The sequence below is a fragment of the Treponema sp. genome (assembly GCF_052169735.1).
Classification (GTDB): Bacteria; Spirochaetota; Spirochaetia; order Treponematales; family Treponemataceae; genus Treponema.
The window spans coordinates 20,524-42,448 of sequence record NZ_JBQNBW010000008.1; the positions used below are offsets into that span (position 1 = coordinate 20,524).

17 protein-coding genes are annotated in these 21,925 nt (G+C 46.8%); 3 read left to right on the plus strand and 14 right to left on the minus strand.

All coding sequences use genetic code 11. The features are described 5' to 3' along the window. The first annotated feature begins 36 nt into the window (after window positions 1–36). Window positions 37–3,474, plus strand: coding sequence for a UvrD-helicase domain-containing protein (locus ACTTJ8_RS02450; protein ID WP_442718366.1), 3,438 nt, complete (start codon window positions 37–39; stop codon window positions 3,472–3,474). Between the two features lie 117 nt (window positions 3,475–3,591). Here the strand turns inward: ACTTJ8_RS02450 and pth are convergent, their stop codons facing one another. From pth to ACTTJ8_RS02495, 9 genes are all read right to left on the minus strand, one after another. Beyond that, on the minus strand, window positions 3,592–4,209 hold the full coding sequence (pth, locus tag ACTTJ8_RS02455) for an aminoacyl-tRNA hydrolase (protein WP_442718367.1): 618 nt from the start codon (window positions 4,207–4,209) through the stop codon (window positions 3,592–3,594). 41 nt (window positions 4,210–4,250) lie between these two features. Then, a complete protein-coding gene (locus ACTTJ8_RS02460; protein WP_442715041.1) occupies window positions 4,251–4,691 on the minus strand; it encodes a threonine/serine exporter family protein in 441 nt (146 codons plus the stop codon). Next, window positions 4,691–5,497: a threonine/serine exporter family protein gene (locus ACTTJ8_RS02465; RefSeq protein ID WP_442715040.1), complete on the minus strand. Its 807-nt coding sequence runs from the start codon at window positions 5,495–5,497 to the stop codon at window positions 4,691–4,693. Before ACTTJ8_RS02465 ends, ACTTJ8_RS02460 begins: the two co-directional genes overlap by 1 nt. A gap of 66 nt (window positions 5,498–5,563) precedes the next feature. Next, on the minus strand, window positions 5,564–6,067 hold the full coding sequence (locus ACTTJ8_RS02470) for a Smr/MutS family protein (protein WP_442718368.1): 504 nt from the start codon (window positions 6,065–6,067) through the stop codon (window positions 5,564–5,566). Between the two features lie 60 nt (window positions 6,068–6,127). Beyond that, the gene (locus ACTTJ8_RS02475) at window positions 6,128–8,155 is read right to left on the minus strand and encodes a hypothetical protein (RefSeq protein WP_442718369.1); all 2,028 of its coding nucleotides are present in this window, start codon (window positions 8,153–8,155) and stop codon (window positions 6,128–6,130) included. Then, on the minus strand, window positions 8,148–9,314 hold the full coding sequence (metK, locus tag ACTTJ8_RS02480; protein ID WP_442718370.1) for a methionine adenosyltransferase: 1,167 nt from the start codon (window positions 9,312–9,314) through the stop codon (window positions 8,148–8,150). The genes ACTTJ8_RS02475 and metK overlap by 8 nt, the downstream gene beginning before the upstream one ends. Window positions 9,315–9,679: 365 nt before the next feature. Continuing rightward, window positions 9,680–11,353 carry a MiaB/RimO family radical SAM methylthiotransferase gene (locus ACTTJ8_RS02485; RefSeq protein WP_442718371.1) on the minus strand — a complete coding sequence of 558 codons (1,674 nt, stop codon included), beginning with the start codon at window positions 11,351–11,353 and terminating at the stop codon, window positions 9,680–9,682. Then, on the minus strand, window positions 11,346–12,464 hold the full coding sequence (locus ACTTJ8_RS02490; protein ID WP_442715084.1) for a helix-turn-helix domain-containing protein: 1,119 nt from the start codon (window positions 12,462–12,464) through the stop codon (window positions 11,346–11,348). Before ACTTJ8_RS02490 ends, ACTTJ8_RS02485 begins: the two co-directional genes overlap by 8 nt. Before the next feature lie 97 nt (window positions 12,465–12,561). Continuing rightward, the gene (locus ACTTJ8_RS02495; protein WP_442715035.1) at window positions 12,562–13,248 is read right to left on the minus strand and encodes a LolA family protein; all 687 of its coding nucleotides are present in this window, start codon (window positions 13,246–13,248) and stop codon (window positions 12,562–12,564) included. Window positions 13,249–13,507: 259 nt separating this feature from the next. Between ACTTJ8_RS02495 and ACTTJ8_RS02500 the strand changes: the two genes are divergently transcribed. Continuing rightward, on the plus strand, window positions 13,508–14,752 hold the full coding sequence (locus tag ACTTJ8_RS02500) for a cation:proton antiporter (protein WP_442720212.1): 1,245 nt from the start codon (window positions 13,508–13,510) through the stop codon (window positions 14,750–14,752). Between the two features lie 532 nt (window positions 14,753–15,284). After that, on the plus strand, window positions 15,285–16,373 hold the full coding sequence (gene mnmA / locus ACTTJ8_RS02505; protein ID WP_442715033.1) for a tRNA 2-thiouridine(34) synthase MnmA: 1,089 nt from the start codon (window positions 15,285–15,287) through the stop codon (window positions 16,371–16,373). Here mnmA and ACTTJ8_RS02510 read toward each other — a convergent pair. The 5 genes from ACTTJ8_RS02510 to ACTTJ8_RS02530 form a co-directional block, all read right to left on the minus strand. Further along, window positions 16,354–16,764, minus strand: coding sequence for an HIT family protein (locus ACTTJ8_RS02510; RefSeq protein WP_442720213.1), 411 nt, complete (start codon window positions 16,762–16,764; stop codon window positions 16,354–16,356). The genes mnmA and ACTTJ8_RS02510 overlap by 20 nt on opposite strands. Window positions 16,765–16,874: 110 nt before the next feature. Next, complete coding sequence (locus tag ACTTJ8_RS02515) at window positions 16,875–17,822, minus strand: GTP-binding protein (RefSeq protein ID WP_442720214.1); 948 nt, start codon at window positions 17,820–17,822, stop codon at window positions 16,875–16,877. Window positions 17,823–17,986: 164 nt separating this feature from the next. Then, window positions 17,987–19,042 (minus strand): NAD(P)-dependent alcohol dehydrogenase, encoded by a 1,056-nt coding sequence (locus tag ACTTJ8_RS02520; RefSeq protein ID WP_442718374.1) that lies wholly within the window; start codon window positions 19,040–19,042, stop codon window positions 17,987–17,989. 135 nt (window positions 19,043–19,177) lie between these two features. Beyond that, window positions 19,178–20,197 carry a tRNA (adenosine(37)-N6)-threonylcarbamoyltransferase complex transferase subunit TsaD gene (tsaD, locus tag ACTTJ8_RS02525; RefSeq protein WP_442720215.1) on the minus strand — a complete coding sequence of 340 codons (1,020 nt, stop codon included), beginning with the start codon at window positions 20,195–20,197 and terminating at the stop codon, window positions 19,178–19,180. Further along, entirely contained in the window at window positions 20,194–21,798 is a 1,605-nt protein-coding gene (locus ACTTJ8_RS02530; RefSeq protein WP_442720216.1) for a divergent polysaccharide deacetylase family protein, read from the minus strand. The genes tsaD and ACTTJ8_RS02530 overlap by 4 nt, the downstream gene beginning before the upstream one ends. Window positions 21,799–21,925 lie beyond the last annotated feature (127 nt).

Sequence of the window (21,925 nt, forward strand, 5' to 3'; positions counted from 1 at the left end):
GACATTTTGGGTAAGAGGGGGTAAATCTTTTTTAAGATGATTGATATTTGCAAAGATTTGAACGAAGATCAAAAAAGAGCTGTAAAAGCAGACGTTAATACCGTAGTTGCTGCCGGTGCAGGTTCAGGTAAAACAAAGGTTTTGGCAAGCCGTTATGTGTATCTCATCACTGAAAAAAACTATCAAGTTGAAAATATACTGGCGCTGACCTTTACGGATAAAGCTGCTGCAGAGATGAATCAGCGGATTTATGCCGAGCTGAAAAAATACGCCGCTTCCGGGGAAGAGGGTGAGCAGCATACTGAAAACCGTATCCGTACACAGCGGGCAAAGGCTGCACTCGATTCTTTTTTTAAAGCTCAAATTATGACGCTTGATTCATTTTGTAATAAGATTGCAGTACAGGGCTGCCGCCGTTTTGGTATTAGTCCCGACTTTTCCATTGACCCTGCAGAATCAAAGCGGATTGCCTATAATCTTTCGCTGGATTTTTTCCTTGAACACCGTTCCGATCCTGCCTTACAGTATCTTTTGATGGATCGGCAGTCTATTAGTACCTTTATTGATGAGTTTTTTGTAAAACTTCTGAATGACTATACCACCATTTCCCGCCCTATCGATTTTTCGGCAGCGCTGGAGCGCCAGCTTGCTGCAGCGGAAGCTCTCTTTGAGCCGTTGTGCAAGGAAGCTGCGGACGTTTACAATTCCATCTGCTCATATTTTGATGAGAAGGATAAGTATATCTGTGCATTGAAAGAGGCTGCATTCGGTATGCCGCCTGTTCCTGCACGCTTAGATGATCCGCAACTGCCGCTGTTTATTGGAACGCTTGAAAAAATTGCCGGTGTAAGCCAGAGACAAGGGCAGCGGGTACCGGAGGTGAATACATGCAAAGAATATTGCAAACACCTGAAGACGATTAACTCCCGCTTGTATGGTCTTCTGCTCTTTTATAAGCATAAGGACGATATACGGGGAATTTATGAGTTATGTACACTGCTGCAGACGCGGTATATTGCCGAAAAGAAACGCCGGAGTATCTTGCATTTCAGTGATAATGCCCAGCTTGCGGTTGATGCACTGATGACTGATCCCGGATTGCGGCTTTTGTATAAGCGGCAAATCAAGCGGATTATGATTGACGAATTTCAGGATAACAACACCCTGCAGCGGAATCTCCTGTTTTTACTGGCAGAAAAAGAAGACCGTACTGCGCAGTCGGTACCGGAAGTCAATGAACTGGTTTCCGATAAGCTTTTTTTCGTAGGGGATGAAAAACAGTCTATTTATGCATTCAGGGGTGCCGACGTTGCCGTATTCCGTTCACTTTCCCGTGATTTACGGCAGGATTCCGATTCCGCATCGATCAACCTGCAAACAAATTACCGCACTGAGCCTGCACTGCTGCATTTTTTTAATGACGTGTTTATGCGGGTATTCTATTCCGAGCAGCATAAGCCTGAAAGCGGTGCCGTTCCGGATTTTGAAGCGGAGTTTATTCCTATTTTGCATCGACCTGCAGTGGAGGGGCTGAACCCTCAAACTGATATTTTATATATAGAAAAAAAGCGTTTTTCCGATGCAGCACAGGGGGATGATACCATGGTAACTCCTCTTGAGTGTGAGGCATATACGCTGGCGCAAAAGATGGCTGAGGTTTATGCCGAACACTATCCTGTTTATGATGATGAACTTAAAACTGTGCGTCCCTGCCGGTGGTCTGATTTTGCGGTGCTGTTCCGTACCTCAACCCATCAGGCAACGTATGAACGCTTTTTCCGTATGTTCAAAATTCCTTATATATCGGTGCAGCAAAAGGGCTTATTTTCCGATGCTCCGCTGAACGATATCTGCGCCTTGCTCCGGCTTGCAGTATATCCGAATGACCGGTCGGTGTATGCTCAGGTGCTGCGCTCTCCTTTTGTCAGGATCAATGACCTCTCATTTACTCAGCTGTTATTGCAGAGTACGGAACACAGCGTCCTTCCCTTTGACCGGGCATCAGCGCAGGTTCTTAAAGGCAGCGAGCAAACAGCTTTTTTGAATGCCTGCGCTCTTTTTGAACGGCTGCTCGGCTACATAAAAAAAGCAACAAATGCCGAACTCATCACTGCCTTGTGGTATGATGAAGGGTACCGGTATGTGCTGCTGTCTCAACTACAGTATCACCGGTATCTTGAACTGTATGATTATCTTTTTGCGCTTGCCGTAGATGCCGATGCAGCCGGACAGGGGCTTTCCGGCTTTATTGACACAATTGTTGCCTATATCCTCAATGAAGAGAAAGTGCAAGATATAGAAATCCCTCTTGAGCAGAGTAGTAATGCCGTTAAAATTATGACGGTACATAAGAGTAAGGGGTTGGAATTTCCTATTGTCTGTATTCCCGGCTGCGGTAGTGAGGGAAAAAAAGAAACAAAAGAAGGATTAGTCTTTTTGCATAAGGAACTGGGACCGGTTATTCACCTCCCCAAGGAAGCAAAAAACGGACAGAGCGCCAGTGTGTTTTTTGAACAGATGCGGGAAGAGGCAAATGCAAAGCATCTTGCGGAAACAAAGCGTCTTCTCTATGTTGCGCTGACCCGTGCTAAGGTACGGTTGATATTGAGCGGAGCGGCAAACAGTACGTCTAAGGTTGAAGATATTCCGGAAGAAGCCCGTACATTGCAGCACATACAGACTGTACTCAAGCAGCCGGAGAAGGCTGAAAGCAACCGGAGTTTCTTTCAGCTTTTGCTTCCGGCAATGACGCAAGCGTTTCCCTCGGTGCATTTTACGGAAGTGCTGCCGCTTCCTCTTTCTAAACTGCGGCACACACACGAGGACTCTGCTGCTTGCGGTGTACCGGCTCTGCTTGAACAATACCGGCAGCTTCCGGAAAAGCATTTTCCGCTTGCGGCTCAGCGCATTGTTCCTGCTACTCAGTTTGCAAAAGATCAGCAGTGGTTCTCCTTATCTCCTGAGCCGGTTATCCCGGCGGTACAGGATGGTGATGATGCCGAAGATAGCACTGCCGAAGATGATCTTTCGAGTACCGAATTTGGAACACTGGTACACAAAGCGCTTGAAGCCCGTTTTTGGGATAAACCCTGTACTGTGCCTGCCAAATATGCAGGAGAAATAGAAAAGCTTTGTACTTCATTTTTCTCTTCCGACATGGGAAAGAAAGCATTGGCTGCTGAGTTTAAAAAAACAGAATACGGGTTTTTAACCTTATATAGCGGAAAACTTGTGATTGGACAAATCGATCTTCTGTTTGAGTATGACAATGTTGTATACGTTGTTGACTATAAAACCGACCAGAAAGTTTATCCCGAAAGACACCGCGAACAGCTGCTTATTTACAAAGCTGCTGCAGAAAATTTTTACAAGATGGACGGGTTCGGCGCTGGTATGGGAGGGGAGGCAATAGCAAAACCGGTAAAAGCCTATATCTTCTATCTCCGCAGCCAAAAAGCAATAGAGGTAGAGTAGTAGGGCGCTGCGGCTTATGCCAATCCCTATAGAGGCATTCATATCTTCGATGCTCAATGCCGTGAAGATTGTCAAACTTTGATACGTGTACTATGAAAGTCTGACTTGTTAGAATAATTACGCTGATATACCGGGGAGGATTTTAGTCCATGCCGGAAGAAGCGCTTGCGGTTCTTTCCGTTCAGTGATAAGCGCAGTAAAAAGCGGATTAAGCTTCGGCAGTGCAGTATCCAGCAGGGTAAATTCTTCTTGAGAAAAAGAAGACAGTACATAGCCTGCAATATCGGGATGCTCTGCGCTGCTGCTTTTTTTTCCACCCGGCCGTCCAATGCCGATCCTGAGCCGCCAAAAGTCTGCCGTCCCAAGTGCTGCCTTTACGGAGCGTAGCCCATTATGTCCGCCGAGTCCGCCCGACCACTTTAAGCTGATAGCGGCAGACGGCAGTTCCAGTTCATCGTGTACAATGAGTATCTCCGCTGGAGGAATTTTGAAAAACTGTGCAAGTTCTCCCACTGCTTCACCCGACAAATTCATATAAGTTTCAGGTTTTAAAGCATGAACAGCCTGACCTCCGGTAACTGTTGCCGGGAAACGTCCATACAACCCGCGGAATTTATGCTGCCAAGAAATTCCCGCACAGATATCTAAACGATCTGCGGCAATCCACGCTGCATTATGCCGGGTGCGTTCATACTCCCGCCCCACATTTCCTAAAAATGCTATTAACGAAATCATCTTTTTTACCTGCAATTATTGGGAAGTTCTAAAAACAGCAGCTAATGCTTCAAACTGATATGCTGCCTAATCATCCGGGTAATCGATGTTGCCAGAATGATACCTACTGCAATCGCAATAGCCATAAAACAGGCTTTTACCCCTTCGGTAAGTCCTTGATCCAGATCGCCCCGGACAAAAAAGAGCATTGACCGATATACGCGGAATCCGGGAACTAAGGGAATTACACCGATAACGATAAAACCGGTTGCAGGGGTCTTTTTTACAATGGCAAAAATCTCCGCAAGAATACCGACAACCAGCGCTGAAAGTAAATTGGCAAAGATATAGCTTATATGGGTATTATCAAATGCCATCAAAATAGTCCAGCCTATCGAGCCGTTTACAGCAGCAAGAAACAACGTCCGTTTTTCTACATTAAAAAGGATCCCAAAACCGAAACAGCTCAAAAAAGAAAGTATTGTATGCAGATAGAGCGGCATTACAGATCTCCAAGGAGCGAATAGCCCATTAAAATGCTGCCGACACCGAATGCAATTGCAATCGCTACGAGCACGGCTTCTCCAATACGTGCTATGCCGGAGATAAGGTCTCCTGAAATAAAGTCCCGGATTCCGGCAGTAAAGGCAACGCCGGGAACAAGAGCAAGAGCTGCACCGACAATAATGTTATCCAGATTGTCAACCAGTTTGATTTGAAATGATGCAACGGCGATAATCCCTACAAACATACTGGCAACAAAATTAGCAGTAAATACGGTTCGAGAGCGTGCCGTTATTTTATCACCAATATAGACGGCAACAACAGAAGCAAGAAATGCGGCAATAAAATCTCCGAATTTTCCGCCTACCAATACGGCAAAAATACCGCATGCAATACCGGTTGCCACAAGCAGCAGTCCATAAGGATAGCCCTTATGTTCGTCAATTGCGCGGAGCCGTGCCATCGCTTGGGATATATCAATATGCCCGGCAACAAAGTGCCGGGAAAAATCATTTACGAGAGCTATTTTTGAAATATCATTACTTCGTTTTTTGATATTTTTTGCATAAAGAAAATTTTTGCCGTTTCCGGCTGCAATAAAAATGAGGGTCGGCGTTACAAAAGGGTTTATACCGCATATTCCTCCTGATTCACATATTCTGACCATTGTTTCTTCTACACGGTACATTTCTGCGCCGTTGCGGATTAAAAGCTCGCCTGCATAAAGCGCTATTTGCATGAGGAGAGCATCGTGTTCAACTACGCTGCTATTGGTTGTTTGTATAGTATTCAGCTCGGTTTCCATAGTATTTCTCTATTCTAACTTTTTTAGGGTACTGTGACAATGGAGATACTGCGTGCAGCACCGGTTTTATTTGAGGATCACCCATGTTGATCCGGTTCCCCCGTCCCGTCCTTTAGGATGTCCTGTTTCTCCGGCGTGTGCATGGGATTCCAAAAATTTTTGCACAAAGCGTGCAAGAACGGGACCATTTTCCGAATGATTCCCTTTACCATGAATAATCAATATTTTTTTGTAAGATTTTTGTACGGCATCATCAAAGAAGGCTACAAGTGCGGCATAGGATTCTTCCAGAGTCATTCCATGTAAATCAATTTCAGCTTGAGGACGCATGGTGCGAAGTTTCCGTTTTTCTGCAAAATTTGCTCCTGCTCCGGTTTCTTCCTGATTTTCGGCATCTTTATCATATATCCCGTGCCGATTAAGCCAATAATCCATCGGGTTTATACGTTGTGTATTTTCTTTACCGGCATCGGTTTGTGCGGGATTTTTTGCATCACGGCGTAATTTCTTTTTTCCATAAGGACGCTGTGTTTGCATATCCCATTGATCAAGTATCTCTCCAAAATCCATTTTTACCTCCGTGAGGAATAGACCTGTTCAGAAAGAAAGTTTTCGAACAGTTTTTCTGCACTAAAAACGTTTCAGTTCGGCAAGATATATTCTGCCGCCTTTCATTCCCCAGTGTGCATAGAGGAAACGGCTCATCTCTTCTGCTGCTTGTACGAATGCTTCGGCATTTGTTGCTGTTATATACTTGCAGAGTTCCGGTTCGGCTGCACGTATTGCCCAGTGACGGGCAAGCCGGGTAAGATAATATTCCTGAAGATAGGAAGGGCTTTGCTGTAGGATATATGCCATGTATTCGTTTTGCAAGAGGTAGGAGTCCGATGTATTATAGTTGAGCTTCGGGTCAGCTTCAAAATAGCGGCGTAAAAACAGCCGGGAACGGGGATCGGTATGTTCAAACACATCAGCGACTATATTTCGGAAACTTTCTTGTGTAAAATAAATACCGTGGAGACATTCATGGGTAAGCAACCGAAGACGGAGATATGCTGGTATCTGCCTGCTGATGGATAAAATTGCACCTTCGCCTGCTTCGATTCCTTGTTCGGTTTTACGGATAATGCCGTTATGCAGCAGAATAGTTTGCAAATGCAGCTCCGAATCATTCAGTGGAAACTGTTCCTGCGCAGCTTTTTGAAAAAAAGCTGCGAGGGTTTCCGCTCGATAGTCATGGGCGTTAAATCCGTGAAAAGCCTTCATTCGAGCATCGGAGATAAGGCTGCCAGCATAGCCTTTTTTATCTGCAAAAAACGCAAGCCGTTTAAGATAGGCATCCTGTGCAGCATAGTCTTCAAAATCGAAAATAAGCACAGAAGGAAAGCTTTCCCAAGCAAAAAGCTCATAAGATGGCTGCCGCCAACGCTCCTGCGGCCAGTGTGCAATCAGCCCGGCATCTGCCGGAATAGGACTGAGCGGGTGAATAGATACGCAACGGGCCGTAACCCCGATGAGTCCCGGTTCGGTATCAAGCTGCTGTACCGAGAATGCAGAATCGGGGAAAAGGCTGCCGTCCAGTGTTAGGCGTGTAAGATGTGGCGCCATAAATACTGATACTTGTTGATCTCCGCATTGGAAAAAAAGCTGCGGCTGCCGGGAAACGGACTGCGGCTGATCGGATTCAGACTCTTGTTCTACTCTGCGGTGCAATGCTCGGCTGGGATCAAAGTGCAAAATAAGCTGATCGTACTCCGGCTGTAGCCGTGCATCTGCAGGAGATTGCAATATGTGTACAGAACTTGTTGGAGATGCTCCTGGCTGCACTGCAACCGGTGATGCCGCTGGTGGTAAATAACCGGCTGCCTGCGTTTTTGCTGTAGAGATCGGAGCAAGCCGGGCTATATGTGATGGGCGCGGCAGCTCTGTGGAAAAGGATGCAAAAGAGTTGTCCCCTGTTCCGGTAATACCGGGGGGAATAATACCTCCGTCAGCGCTCACGCCGAACCAGTGTGTACTGCCGGTTTTCAGCCAGCCGTACTGCGCAGGGACAACTGCCGCCCGGAGGAGCTTGAGCGGAACTGCTGCCTGCACCGCAAAACCGTAAACGGCTGCGGATTGGCGCTGCGTACCGGTAAAGCCGAGGCTTACCGTCAAGCGCTGCTCCGGCAGCTCTTGCACGACAAGCTGATACCGGGGAGACGCATCTTTTTTAAGCGCACCGGATGCGGTAAAATGCTCTTCGTACAGAAAACCTACTGTAAACTGTGCAGACGGTACCTCCGTATCTGCGGCAGCAGCTGATTTTAACGAGCCGGTCTCCCGTGCCGGATGGGCTGTCCTTGCGGAATCCTGTGCGTGTTCCTGCAGCAGCTCAAACTCCAGCTCAAGGGCATAACGTCCCGTGTGGGTAAACACATAGAAATCAGGACTTTTTTCAAAGCCGTAGAGGAGCTGCGCATTTTTTTCCGGCTTACTGATAAGCCCCTGTTGAGCATTTTTATTCAATGCTTTGAGCCGTATCGGGGCGCTGTCTGACGGCAAATACAATACCATAGATGAGGCAGACTGAGTACAGGCTATCTCAGTTATGCTGATAAAAATGACACAAACAGCAATGAAACCGGTTTTCAGTAGATCGGAGAAAGCTTTATTCAATAGAGGATCTCAGCGCCTCTACCTTATCGGTTTTCTCCCAGCTAAATTCAGGGCGTCCAAAGTGACCGTAAGCGGCGGTTGCTTGATAAATAGGCTTGCGTAAATCCAGTGTTTTGATGATGCCGGCAGGGCTCAAATCAAAGACTTTCTGCACTGCTTTTTCTATTGCAGCCTCAGGGACAGCAGCAGTGCCGAAAGAATCCACGCGGATAGATACGGGGAAGGGAACCCCGATAGCGTAGGCAAGCTGCAGCTCGCAGCGTTCGGCAAGCCCTGCCGCCACGATATTCTTTGCCACGTACCGAGCCATATAGGCTGCAGAACGGTCAACTTTGGTGGGGTCTTTACCGGAAAATGCCCCGCCGCCGTGCCGCCCCATACCGCCGTATGTGTCAACAATGATCTTTCTTCCGGTTAAGCCGGTGTCGCCGAAGGGACCGCCGATAACAAAACGCCCGGTCGGGTTGATATAAAACTTTGTCTTTGCATCCAATAAGCCGGTCGGTTCAAGCACGGGTTTGATAATCTTTTCTATAATAGCATCTGATAAATCACGATGACTAATGTCAGGATTATGCTGATGAGAAATAACAACCGTATCAATATGGACGGGCTTTCCATTCTCGTATTCCACCGTTACTTGGCTTTTGGCATCGGGACGCAGCCAGCTCAGTTCTTTTGATTTACGCAGCTGAGCCGCTTTACGCAACAGGGTATGCGCATACATGATCGGGGCAGGCATCAGCTCCGGTGTTTCTTTACATGCAAAACCGAACATCATCCCTTGGTCTCCAGCTCCCATTCGGTTACGGTATTCATCAAGTCCTGTGCCGTTCACTCCTTGCGCAATATCAGGCGATTGTGAATGAATCATATTCAGCACTGCCATAGAATCGCAGTCAAGTCCAAAATCGGAATCGGTATACCCGATTTCCCGGGCTATATTCCGGGCAGTTTGCTGTACATCAACAAAGGTTGTAGTGGTAACCTCGCCGCCGATAAGGATTAAGGCGGTTGATGCAAAGGTTTCGCAGGCAACATGGCTGTTCGGATCATCACGGAGGCAGGCATCCAGCACAGCGTCTGAAATTTGATCGCATAGTTTATCGGGATGACCTTCCCCCACAGATTCTGAGGTAAATAATTTTCTTTCGTTCATTATGGCTCCTATAAATAAAACTACCGGCAGACTATGAAACAAAATGAGTTGTACCCCCTTCAAGAGAATAGCAGCATTGAAAGATGGTTGCATTTCAAAAGCTGTCCGGTATTTCATGGGTAATGTGGTACGAAGTTGAACCATCATACCGTTATCGTACTAAATATACAAGCATGGATTTGGTGAACAAAAAATCAACACCCCCGATGCGGTAAGTGAGCATCGGCCCTCCCAATGAACAAAAAATTCCACAAGTATTGAAAATCTTGTTACCGGAGTAAAAAAATTTACGATTGCATAGCGCTTAGGCAGGATTGGTTTTAACAAGATTAAACCTGTTCGGAAACTTCCGTTTTAGAACAGGTCTATTGATTGAGAACGTCAGCTTCAAGATCAATCCCGCGCAGTGCAGTAATCCGTACCCGCACTGTACTGCCCGGCTGGATGGGATTCCCTTCCGTATCTTTTTGAGATTCAGTAAAATTTACTACAACAGCACCGTCTACTTCCGGGGCTTGGAACCATACTCTCCCCAATGCAATGCGGCTGTCATCATATTCAGCAGAGGGGCTGCCGGAAATATCTGCTGATTCAGATTGCGAGATAACTTCTTCGATAAGCACGGTAAGTTCTGCTCCGCAAAAAGCAGTAAGTTTTTCCTCCGTGATATGCAGCTGCAGCTCATTCAACAGTTCCTTGCGCTTTTCAGCAATTTTTACGGGTACTCGTTTTTTCATCAGGGCTGCCTTGGTTCCTTCTTCCCGTGAATAGACAAAGGCTCCAGACCAGAGACTTTGTACTGCTTGCAAAAAGGATGCAGTCTGCTCAAAATCTTCCTGCGTTTCTCCGGGAAAGCCGGTTAAGAACGTGGTACGGATTACCGCTTCCCCATAAGGGCTCTTTGCGTTGCGGAAAGCTGCGCGTATCGTTTCTACCATTTCCAGATATACTGCTGCGGAGCCGCAGCGGTTCATTGCGTGGATAATGGACTCGGAACCGGATTGGAAAGGGATGTCAAAATAGGGCAGAAAGCGGGTATCCGCTGTCATAATCGGTAAAATATCGAGCGGAAAATGATCGGGGTGGATATAGAGCAGCCGGACGGAGAAATCTCCTGTCAGAGCGGAAATTGCCTGTAAAAGCCGGGCTAAACCGGATAGTTCCGGCTGCGGCTCTTTTCTGCGGCTGCGGTCTTGTGTATGCTCCACCCCGGAGGCTGATGCGGTATCGGTTACCGCTGCTGTTTTTCCTGCTGTCCTTTGAACCGGCACCGGTGTAAATACGGCATCGGGTGCGGTTATTCCGGTACGTGGCTGGCGCTTCGGGTTTGCTGAGACCGATAACGGTGTCCGTAGAGCTGTCCAGCCGGATTCAGCTTCATATACCGCGAGGTCTTGCCCAATCAGATTAAATTCTTTATAGCCCTTTTGTACAAAATCCCGTATCTCATCTACAATACTTGCAATCGATCTGCTCCGCACCGAACCGCGTATGAGCGGAATAGCGCAAAAGGTACAACAGTTGTTGCAGCCTTCAGTAATCTTAATAAACGCAGAGCGGGGAAAATTGAGCAATTCAGGACGCACTCCGCAGGAAATACCTTCTTGCGGAGGTTTGATAAAGGGGCGCGGTGCGGTGTGGGATGCAACGGACACAGCGGCTTTATTACTGCTGCCGCCTGTCTCAGGTTCCGGGAAGAGTTCTGCAATCAAGCGGGGAAGTTGAGAGAGGTCTCCATTGCCGAAAAACGCATCAGCTTCTTCAAGATCAGTTTGAAAAATGTCCCCATACCGTTCAGCTAAACAGCCCGCAAGCAGTATTTTTGCATACGGATAGGCAGCACGGGCGGTAACAACAGCTTCAATCGATTCACGCTTTGCCGGTTCAATAAATCCGCACGAATTGACGATGATGAGATGTGCTTGTTCAGGTTCGGCTGTTTTACACCATCCCAGACCGGTAAGAATACCGATAATCAGCTCTCCATCAACTTGATTTTTTGCACAACCGTGCTGGTCAAGAAAAAAATACTTAGTCAACTTCCATTACCACAAACTTATAGCGTCCGGAATCATCATCTTTCAGCCACTTAAAATCTTTCACGATTACTTCACCGGGGCGGCTTACTTCTATATCAATGGTTTTTCCGCCGGCAATAATCTGCATCTTTACGGCATTACCATTGGATGCCCATATTCGAATGCCGTTATTTGCCTGTATGGTGAGCTGCTCTGATTTTTGATAGTAACGTTCATCGCGTGTACCCTTATCTTGTTCATACCGGAATAGACAATAACTGCGGAATGTTGCGTTGAGGGTAATCGGATATGCGGAGCCTGCATCAAATAAAACCTTGTATTTTGCCGATTCGGGCTGAGCTGTTTGCTCTGAAACTTTTATATCAGTACTTGCTGCTGATGCCGCTTCCTGCAGCCCTGTTGTCAGCATTTCAACCAAGGCTCCTTTTGAAGCATCGGATTTATCAAGGTCTTCTACGGAAATCTTAATATCTCCGGCGGCATCTCCATTGAGGTCAAGCGTTAAGCTCTGTCCCAGTGCAATAATCTGTGTACCGATGTCGGTAGCAAGATAGAGTTCGGGAGCTGTTTTTTCAACCGTCAGCTGGTATTCTTTTTCTCCAACCGGTATCGCAATGGTATCACCGATGAATAAGCGCTTTTCAAAGGTTTCCTGCCCAAGCGTATAGGCAGCGCTGCCTTGTTTTTCAATGATGGTCTCTTGTGCTGCTTGCGGTGCGGGGCGATTTTTGAGTGCCGTGCTAATTTTTCCAATCAGAAATTGACCCGCAAAAAAGAGAACGGCAAGCGCTGCCAGTGCACCCATTCCAATGAATACACCACGGGGAATTACCGGCTGTTTCGGCGCTAGTAGTTTTTCCGGAGGAACAGCTGTTTCCTGTATTTTTGTCTGCTTATAGAGCGCAACGCATTCATTGGGGTTTAAACCTAAGTATTCTGCATAATTGCGTAAAAAACCGATAATATACGGTTCGCCCGGAAATACTTCATACATTCCTGTCTCAAGCGCTTCAAGATACCGCCGGGCAATATTTGTTTCCCGCGCAGCGTGCTCAAGTTCTATTTGTTTTTGGTTCCGTGTTGTTTGTAGTAAATTACCAATATCCTGCATCATTCTATCCTTAAAATACAACAGCCTGCCAAAGCATACCCTTTGCAGATTGTTGTATTATATACATTGTAATACGCGGCGAGGCTCTACCGCTGCTCTATTCTTCAAGTAAAAAATTATTGAGCATATCCGCATTGGGCGGAATATCGTATAAAAACCGGGAATCCGGTATTCCGGTATTTAAGCGGTAGCGGGTAAAATCAAAGGTTATCTTACTTCCGGAAATAGGCCATGCCTCTATTCTTCTAATTAGTTTTGTGCCGGGTAAAACAAGGAGCCGGATTGACCGAAAGGTTTCGGATGCTGACCGCCGGTTTAAGGCAAGCGCTACAACCTGTTCGCTCGAACCTTCTTCCAAGGGTTGAGGCGCAGCTCCCGTTTCGTACGCAATGGTATAGGAGCGCTTTAAGAGAGAAAGTCCTTGCGGTGTGGTGAGGTTTGCCGTACCGGCTGAAGAATCTTTTTCGATTGTTTGATTGAGTACCATGCGGTATGCCGGTACATAGATGGTTAAAGTATCACCGGTAAAAAGGATAACTTGTTCATTCGGCTTGGTAAAATCAATCCGTAAGCGGTTCGGGCGTTTGAAATAGACAGTTGCTTCCATTGTCTGTACCCGCGAACCGGTACCTGTAGAGATAGTAATATCCGCGCTATAGTCGGAAAGCGCCCCGTATTGTTCGGACATTCCGGCAAAAAATACGCTTGCCGTAGTAATGGATTGGCTAAACGCAATGATAGGGATACTGACTGCAAGAGCAAGGCATACTATCGGCTTTTTCATTCGATCAGTAAAGCAGAAATAGGCGATAAAGTCAATATTTTAGGATTCCTCATTACAAATAATCAACAACCCCGCCGCGGTTTGTGAGCATTCTCTGCCCTACACATAAACTTGTATACCGGATGAGCTACTGTTTTTTGACACTGTTTATCACTATTTATAATGCGGATAATGCGGAATTTCCGATAAAAGATTGATCGCTTCTTGCACCTTTCCCCCGTATGCTATAGACTAATTGCCCTATAAATGAGTGCATACCATGAATATATTCGATTTTATCTACGGAATTGTAAAAGACCTCGATGTCGCAACTACTATTTTAATCTCTTTTTCTCTGATACTGATAAGCGGCTTTTTTGTCACCCGTTTTACCAAAAAACTCCAGCTGCCTAAGGTGAGCGGGTATATTTTAGCGGGTATTTTGATCGGCCCTAGCGGTTTACATCTTATTCATCATGACTTTATTGTCAATTTAGATGTTATATCCGTTATGGCGTTAAGCTTTATTGCCTTTGACATGGGGCGGTACTTTAAGCGGAGTGATGATAAAAAAGAAATTTGGAAGGTAGTGTTTATCACGCTCTGCGAATCCCTTTTTGCCGGCTTACTGGTTACGCTTGTGATGCTTTTCGTCTTTAAAATGAAGCTGTCTTTTTCCCTGCTGCTTGGGGCGATTGCAACAGCTACTGCTCCAGCAAGTACCATTATGACGATAAAAGAATACAATGGTAAGGGCCCGTTTGTTGATCTCTTGCTGCGCATTACCGCCTTTGATGATGTGGTATGTCTTTTTGTGTTCAGTATTATGGTTGCTGTTGTCAATGCACAGGAAAGCAATGTGTTCAGTATTATGAGTATTGCGCGCCCTATCGGACTGAATGCGTTTGCCCTGGTACTCGGTTTTTTAACAGCCCTGTGTATGGAGTTTTTGATCACTGAAAAGCGAAGTTTTGACAACCGGCTCATCCTTGCCGTTGCTTTTTTGTTTTTTATTTCCGGTATCTGTTCATATATGGAGGTGAGTCCGCTGCTGGCGTGCATGGTCTGCGGTGCTGTGTACTATAACCGTACCAATGATAAGACACTCTTTGATCAAATGAACAACTTTTCTCCGCCGGTTATGAGCAGCTTTTTTATTATTTCCGGCATGAATATGGACTTGAGTATTATGTTGACGGCAGGGGTAATCGGTGTTGCCTACTTTTTTATCCGTATCATAGGGAAGTATTTTGGAGCATATACCTCGTGCAAGCTGCTGGCAGTAGAGAAAAAGGTAACCGACAATATGGGCTTTGCCTTAATGCCGCAGGCGGGAGTTGCGATCGGACTTGCTTTTATGGGAAAGATGATGCTGCCCGAAAAAGAGGGGCTTATCCTCTTCAATATCATTTTAGCATCTTCTGTGCTGTATGAATTGATGGGACCGATAACGGCGAAAATAGCGCTCATCCGTGCAGGAGCCATCGATCCTCATGCTCTTACACGGAGTACGGAACATCGGTAAATACTAGACCTTTCGATAACTTCTTTTTTGAACAGGTCGATGAGTTCTCAATCGCACAGATAGTACGGTTGAGACCATCACTTTTCAAGCACTCCTATTCCGAAACGGAAGTGTCCGAATAGGGGTGCTGTTTTTGTAAGAGGGAACCTCTAAAAACTTCAGTTTTTAGAGGTTTTCCTTAAGCTTTTTGCGATGTTGGGATGAAAAATGTACCTCCGTGTACATTTTTCATCAGCGAGTTTCGGCTCATTTCCGCCATGGATGGCGGACGCATGAAGCAGAAACGATGTTTTATAAAAATAGGATTTTTGTAAAACTCGCACGGTAATAGGCAACACGGACGTTGCCTATTACCGAAACATCGCTACTGCGTAGAACCACCGCCATCCGTGGCGGTTTTTGCAGTCATAACAATATAAAGACTTATCAAAAAGACTCGTTATCAGCTTTGCTGATGTGGCATCTTCTAAAAACTATACCTGAGTTTTTAGAGATGCCCAAGATTCACACGGGGAAGAGGCGGGGAAAGAGAATGAAGATTGCAGTCGGGCTCAGCGGCGGGGTAGATTCGAGTGTTGCAGCAAAGCTTTTGCTTGAACAGGGGCATGAGGTATGCGGTGTTACCTTTCGGATGCTGGGCGGAATAGTCGGATATACCGGAGTTCACGCAGATCAAAATGAGGACAGGATTGTCGATGAGGCGGCACAGGCTGCCCGGATGCTCGGTATTCCGCACCGTGTCTATGATCTCAGCGCTGCGTTTGAGCGTGACGTTATCCGGTATTTTGTTGAAAGCTACCGCGCCGGAGAAACACCCAACCCGTGCTATCTCTGCAATAAGCGGATAAAATTCGGTCTTTTTTTGGACTTAGCCCTTCGCGACGGCTTTGATGCGATTGCTACCGGGCATTATGCAAAAGTGTCCCGGAATGCCGCCGGACGGTATACCCTGGAACGGGGTGCGGATATACAAAAAGATCAAAGCTATTTTTTAGCGCTGTTAAGCCAGTATCAGCTGAGCAAAACATTCTTTCCGCTTGCCGATATGACAAAAGACGAGGTGCGCAGTATTGCGGCAGCCGCCGGTTTTGGTAACGCCCAGAAAGCCGACAGCCAAGATATATGCTTTGTCCCCGGCGGCGATTACACGGCGGTAATAGACGCATTGGCTCCTAATGCCTTTCCCGCTGGGGACTTTATCGACGTAACCGGTAAGAAAATCGGCACCCATCGGGGCTTGCACCGCTATACCATCGGACAGCGGCGCGGCTTAGCTCTTCCGTTCGGGTATCCGGTCTATGTTGTCTCGAAATCTGCCGCCGCCAATACCGTAACAGTAGGCACGGAAGCGGACATGGCAGCTGCCTCGTGTACGGTGCGGGATGTAAACTGGATTGCAGCTGTCCCGCAAGAACCTTTTTCCGCAGAAGTAAAGACCCGCTATCGGCAGCAGCTGAAAAACGCCCGCATAGAACCCGTTGGAGAAACTTCAGCACGAGTTGTCTTTGAGGTACCGGAGCGGGCTGTTGCGTGTGGGCAAGCTGCCGTTTTCTATCATGGCAGTGCAGTACTCGGTGGCGGTATCATCGCTAGTACCGAATTTACTGCTTCAGCATTGTAAGCCGCGCGTGCATTTCTTCAAGCGAATGTTGTGCTCCGCTGTATTTGGGGAACCCCGGCAGCGCATCGCCTGTTTTGCGCGGAATAAGGTGAATGTGCAGGTGGAAAACCGACTGCCCGGCACATTGGTGGTTTGCATTCAGCATATTGACCCCCTCATACCCACAGTCTGACACACAGTGATTTGCCACTTTTTTTACCGTATCCATAAGATGATGCACGGTGTTTTCATCTGCATCCAAAAGATTAGTTACGTGTTTTTTAGGAATCACCAACAGGTGTCCGTCTACATCTTTAGCTATATCCAAAAAGCTCAAGGTATGCTCATCTTCATAGATTTTCATACACGGAATTTCACCTTTGATAATTTGGCAAAAAATACATTCTTCCATAATTGTCTCCTCTCGGTGATGCCGGATGCTGTGGTGTAATATTCTCCGGTTTACAGTGTTCGCTTTTCATTTCGTGGTGATTTCCACTGAATGCTACTCTAAAAGGCTTCTTACAGCCCGATATGCTTTGTATTAGGACGGCGCTCCAGCGATTTCCATTGGATTCTTACCTGAAACGCTTCTTTCAACCGCTTGCGGTCGAGATTTTGCCCGATAATAACTGCTTGTGCCTGCTGCATCGGCTCACACATGGTAATGGTGTACAGCCTATCCGCAATGTCGAATTTTGTCCACTGTGTACCGATGGGCGCAAAGCCTTTTATCCGATAGACAACCCCAAAATACCCGCGGAGCAGCGCTACCAACAGTTCCAGCAATGCTTGCACGCTCTCTATGCGGATGCCGTTCAAACTCACTGTTTCCAAATTGAGGTTATGTTCAGCCGCCGGAGCATATATCGCATAGTTTTTATTGAGCGGTTTTTGCAGGAGTTCCTGCCACCATGTATCGGGCTGACTTTGATAGGGGGTACTCAGTATTTCCGCATGAGGATTGAGTTCCCGGAGTATTGCAGTAATGCGTTCACGCTCTGCCGATGACGATTGTTCTGTTTTTGACAGCACAATACGCGGGGTATTTTTCATTTGATCGGTATATATCTCTCCGAATTCCCGGAGATAATCTTCTACGGAATGGATATCGACAACGGTGAGCGGTTCAAGGAGCCTGATGCGCTCATATTCGATTTTTCCAATATTCTGCAACACAGCGCTCAAAAGCCCCACACCTGTAGGCTCTACTATGAGGTACTCAGGATCAAGGGTATTGACGATAGTCAGTATGGAAGAGGCAAAGTCGGACTTTAATGAACAGCAGATACAGCCTTCGGTTAATTCCCAGATTTTAAGCCGATCCTTTTGTAAAACTGCCCCATCTATTCCGGCACCTCCATATTCATTTTCCATAACAACGAACTTTTGCGCCGTTCTTTCCGAAAGAGCTTGGATGAAGGTTGTTTTACCTGCTCCTAAAAAACCTGAAATAACAAAGACTTTCATACTGCATATATGGTTGCTGTCAAAAAACCCCGAATAGTACCAAGCTATTTCTAAAAATTGCTATTTTTAGCGCCTTCCAACAACGCCTGTAAGCGGAGCTAGTGGGAGGTTCCGGCTGGTTATCCGGGGCTTTATCAGGCTCAAACAAGCTTCAACTGCATCCGTTAGATGACAACAACCGGTTTAATAAGATCTGCCGGCTTATCTTTCATCAAGAAGAGTGCTTTTTCAACATTTTCAAAACCTTTGAATGTGTGGGTGATAAGTTTTGACAGATCGAGTTTGCCGACTGCAACGAGGCTGCTGAGCTTCTCCATGCGGAGCCGTCCGCCGGGCATTAAACCGCCGTTAATCTGCTTGTGTCCCATTCCGACACCCCATTCCACACGCGGAATGCTGATGGAAACCCCTGAACCGAGGTAATTCACGTTTCCGATTTTGCCGCCGGCTTTCATCGCTTTTACCGCTTCTTCAAAGGTATCAACAGTACCGCCGGCGATAATAACCTTATCAACGCCCTTACCGTGGGTCATATCTAATACCTGCTTGTCGATGGGGCCATTCTTGTAACTGATAATGTCGGTTGCGCCGTAGAACTTTGCTGCTGCAACACAGGCAGGGCGGGTTCCTACTGCATAGATACGGGAAGCACCGCGTAAATTCGAACCGGCAACGGACATCAGACCAACAGGACCGATACCGATAACCAGAACAGAATCTCCATACTGAACATCAGCAAGCTCCGCTCCGTGGAAACCGGTGGGTACCATATCGGAGAGCATCGGTGCATGCTCAATTTTTACTCCGTCGGGGATGTGAGCGAGGTTGCCGTCTGCATCATTGACGTGAAAGTATTCACCGAATACACCGTCTTTGAAGTTGGAAAATTTCCATCCGGCAAGCATTCCGCCTGAGTGCATAGAATAGCCCGCCTGAGCTTCCAGGGAGTTCCAATCAGGTGTGATGGCAGGTACGAGAACCTTATCGCCGGGTTTAAAATCTTTTACCAAAGAACCGACTTCTACGACTTCACCGCAGCCTTCGTGTCCTAGGATCATATTATGACGGTCACCGATTGCGCCTTCCCATACGGTATGCACATCAGAAGTACACGGTGCCAGTGCCAATGGCTTACAAATTGCATCGAGCGGTCCGCATACGGGGCGTTCTTTTTCAATCCAGCCTGTTTCACCCAATTTGAGCATCGCAAAACCTTTCATTTTTGCCTCCTATACATAGTACCGGAAACACCGACTATGCTAAAACAGTCATCGGTGCTTGCCTGCACTTATTATTATAAGGGTGAAAAATAAAATCTTCAAGTTAAATTTATCGAATTATGAGAGCAGCGGATATTAACTTGCGGTCTTGCGGCGTTTAAAACCTTCAACCCGCGCACTTGCAGGGGTGTCGAGCGGACTTCGGTCTCCGCGCTGCAAATAGCGGCATCCGAGTCCTGCAATCATTGCGGCATTATCCGTACAGTATTTGAGCGGCGGGAAAATACAGGTAAGCCCTTTTTGTTCAGCAAGTTTTGCACGGAGAAGAGAATTTGCTGCAACCCCGCCGCCTGCTACGATGGTATGTAGTCCGGTATCTTCAACTGCACGCAGCAATGCCCTCAATAATATTTTTACTGCACGGTTTTGGAATGCCGCTGCGATATTTTCCGGTGTTTTTTCATACTCAGGATTCCAAAACCTGTCAAGCTGATTGATTACTGCTGTTTTGAGTCCCGAATAGGAAACATCATAACGGCGACCTGCCTCATGGAGTACCGGCATGGGGAAATTTGCTGCTTTAGGGTCGCCGTTTTTTGCAAGTTTATCGATGATGACCCCGCCCGGATAACCGAAGTTATAAAATTTTGCAACCTTATCAAAGGCTTCGCCGGGAGCGTCATCAATGGTGCTGCCTAAGACTTCGATTGAATCAAAGTCATATACCTTGCAGATAAGCGAATGTCCGCCGGATACCAACAATCCCAAGTAGGGATAGGGAATATCGTGTTCAAGGTGGGCGGCATAGAGGTGTCCGAGCATGTGATTAACGGCAATAAAAGGCTTTTGGCATGACCATGCGAGGGTTTTGGCAAAGGTAAGCCCGACAAGAAGGGAACCCATAAGACCGGGACGGCTTGTTACTGCAATACCATCAATTGTCTGTAAGGTTTCTCCCGCTTCTTGCAATGCTGTTTTTACCACCGGTAATATCCATTCCGTGTGTTTTCTGCTGGCAATTTCCGGTACAACCCCTTTGTACATTTCGTGGAAGGGAATTTGTGTTGCAACTACTGAGCTGAGAATGGTATGTCCGTCTTCTACAACAGCAGCTGCTGTTTCATCACAAGAACTTTCTATGCCGAGGACTTTCATTGAATGCTTCCTTTTTGAGCTGCTTCTGCAATTGCGGAGAGGGAATATCCTTCTTCGACCATGAAAGGATACATTTCAGTTAATAACTCCGCAAGCTCAACGGTAAAGACATGCCCGATCATAATTGCGGATCCTGTTCGTTTTGCAATACTTAAACCTTTTTTTATCTGCGTTTCCATTGCAATGCGGCTTTTATCATTATCAATAAAAATAGCCCGTTCCCAGATAGCCATATTTTGCTCCTTTGCAACTTTTGCGGCAACTGATTTAGCGGTAGTTCGTGAATCTAAGAAGAATATGTGTTTTTCTGCGGCAACTTCCAGCACAGCTTTCATAGCATATTCATCAGCGGTGATGAGCGAGCCCTCATGGTTGTTCATCCCGGCAGCCGGCCAGATTTCTTCAAGATTTTTTCTCACAATCGTTTTAATTTGTTCGGCAGTAAGACCGGGAACAATAGCGCCTGGTCCCGGATCAATACGCAGATCAACTGATTGCATGGGCTGATGCAGGATTACCTGCTTCCCTGCTTTGCGGATTCTGCGTGCCGACTCGCTAGAGTAGCGCAATCCGGGCAAAACTGCAATAGTGCAGGGGAAGGGAAGGCGTAAAAAGTGCTCAAGCTGGGTAAGATTATGCCCAGCATCGTCAAATACGAAGGTGATTGTCCCGGCATACGGTGCTTGTTTTTTTGGCTGTTCCGGTTTCGCAAGCGGCTGTGTGTTGTTTTTATGCTGAACGGTGCTGGATTTTTCCGGTACTGCAGCTGTTTTTTTATTTTGTAGAGCCATTTTTTCTGTACGGGCTGTCTCCGGCTGTGCAGTTTGCGGCTTTGCCGCTTGTGTTAATTTCACCGCGTCCGGCTGAGTATTGTGTTGAGCAGCGGTGCCGCGGGAGATACCGACTGTGTTTTGCTCCGTTGGTTTTGCCGGGGCTGTTTTTTTCGCTGCCGCATTCTCGCGGAGTGATCCTACCGTATTCCTGTGCTGCGCCGCCGGCTTCGTTGGTACTGCTGCTTGTGCCGGCGAATCCTGCTGCGTTGCCGGTTTTTCGGAAGGCTTCTTGTGCGCGGTTGCGCTTTCTTCTGCTTTACTCGGCTGCGGAGCAGGTTGCTGTGCAGTATGCTGAGCTGTTGTATTCGCCTGCGGAGTCTCTATATGTACGGTAGTTTGTTGCTCCGCTGCTAATGCAAGCGCTGCATTCTTTTCTGCTTTGCTGCTGTCCGGCTGCGCTGCTTGCATTAATGCCGCTGTGTCCTGTAGGCTATGCTGTTGAGCCGCTCTTGCCATCTCTGTCTGTGTATCTCCCGGTGCTTCGGGCACGGTGACTACCGGTTGTGTTTTTCGGGTAAGACCGGAAAAAAACGGAATATCTCCGGAGGAAATCAATTTTGTGATGAGAAAGATATTAAATCCGGCAAGCAAGATACAAAAAAGCACCAAGCCTACAAAGAGTCCCTTACTTTGGCGTTTTTTTCGGGATGGTGAACGCCGGGTCTTGGGGGAAGCTCCGGTACTGCTCGGTTTTGTTTGTTTTTTTACGGGTGTCTTTTTAGGTGAGGCTTTTTGAGCTGATTTTGATTTCTCTTGTTTTTCGGGCATAGGGGAAAGCATAAAAAGCAAAAGGATTATTGTCAAGCGGTCATGATGCCGGTTTCCGTGGTGATAAGTTTTAAAATCGCTATTCTCGGCACAGGATGCCATCACTTAACAAGTGTCCACGAATGGA

Bases quoted from the DNA above. Each gene is read 5' to 3' on its own strand.
- metK (WP_442718370.1), bottom strand. From the start codon at position 9,314: ATGAACGAAAGAAAATTATTTACCTCAGAATCTGTGGGGGAAGGTCAT.
- ACTTJ8_RS02530 (WP_442720216.1), bottom strand. From the start codon at position 21,798: ATGCCCGAAAAACAAGAGAAATCAAAATCAGCTCAAAAAGCCTCACCT.
- ACTTJ8_RS02510 (WP_442720213.1), bottom strand. From the start codon at position 16,764: ATGGAAGAATGTATTTTTTGCCAAATTATCAAAGGTGAAATTCCGTGT.
- ACTTJ8_RS02460 (WP_442715041.1), bottom strand. From the start codon at position 4,691: ATGCCGCTCTATCTGCATACAATACTTTCTTTTTTGAGCTGTTTCGGT.
- ACTTJ8_RS02470 (WP_442718368.1), bottom strand. From the start codon at position 6,067: ATGGATTTTGGAGAGATACTTGATCAATGGGATATGCAAACACAGCGT.
- ACTTJ8_RS02465 (WP_442715040.1), bottom strand. From the start codon at position 5,497: ATGGAAACCGAGCTGAATACTATACAAACAACCAATAGCAGCGTAGTT.
- pth (WP_442718367.1), bottom strand. From the start codon at position 4,209: ATGATTTCGTTAATAGCATTTTTAGGAAATGTGGGGCGGGAGTATGAA.
- ACTTJ8_RS02495 (WP_442715035.1), bottom strand. From the start codon at position 13,248: ATGAAAAAGCCGATAGTATGCCTTGCTCTTGCAGTCAGTATCCCTATC.
- mnmA (WP_442715033.1), top strand. From the start codon at position 15,285: ATGAAGATTGCAGTCGGGCTCAGCGGCGGGGTAGATTCGAGTGTTGCA.
- ACTTJ8_RS02490 (WP_442715084.1), bottom strand. From the start codon at position 12,464: ATGCAGGATATTGGTAATTTACTACAAACAACACGGAACCAAAAACAA.
- ACTTJ8_RS02520 (WP_442718374.1), bottom strand. From the start codon at position 19,042: ATGAAAGGTTTTGCGATGCTCAAATTGGGTGAAACAGGCTGGATTGAA.
- tsaD (WP_442720215.1), bottom strand. From the start codon at position 20,197: ATGAAAGTCCTCGGCATAGAAAGTTCTTGTGATGAAACAGCAGCTGCT.
- ACTTJ8_RS02515 (WP_442720214.1), bottom strand. From the start codon at position 17,822: ATGAAAGTCTTTGTTATTTCAGGTTTTTTAGGAGCAGGTAAAACAACC.
- ACTTJ8_RS02500 (WP_442720212.1), top strand. From the start codon at position 13,508: ATGAATATATTCGATTTTATCTACGGAATTGTAAAAGACCTCGATGTC.
- ACTTJ8_RS02450 (WP_442718366.1), top strand. From the start codon at position 37: ATGATTGATATTTGCAAAGATTTGAACGAAGATCAAAAAAGAGCTGTA.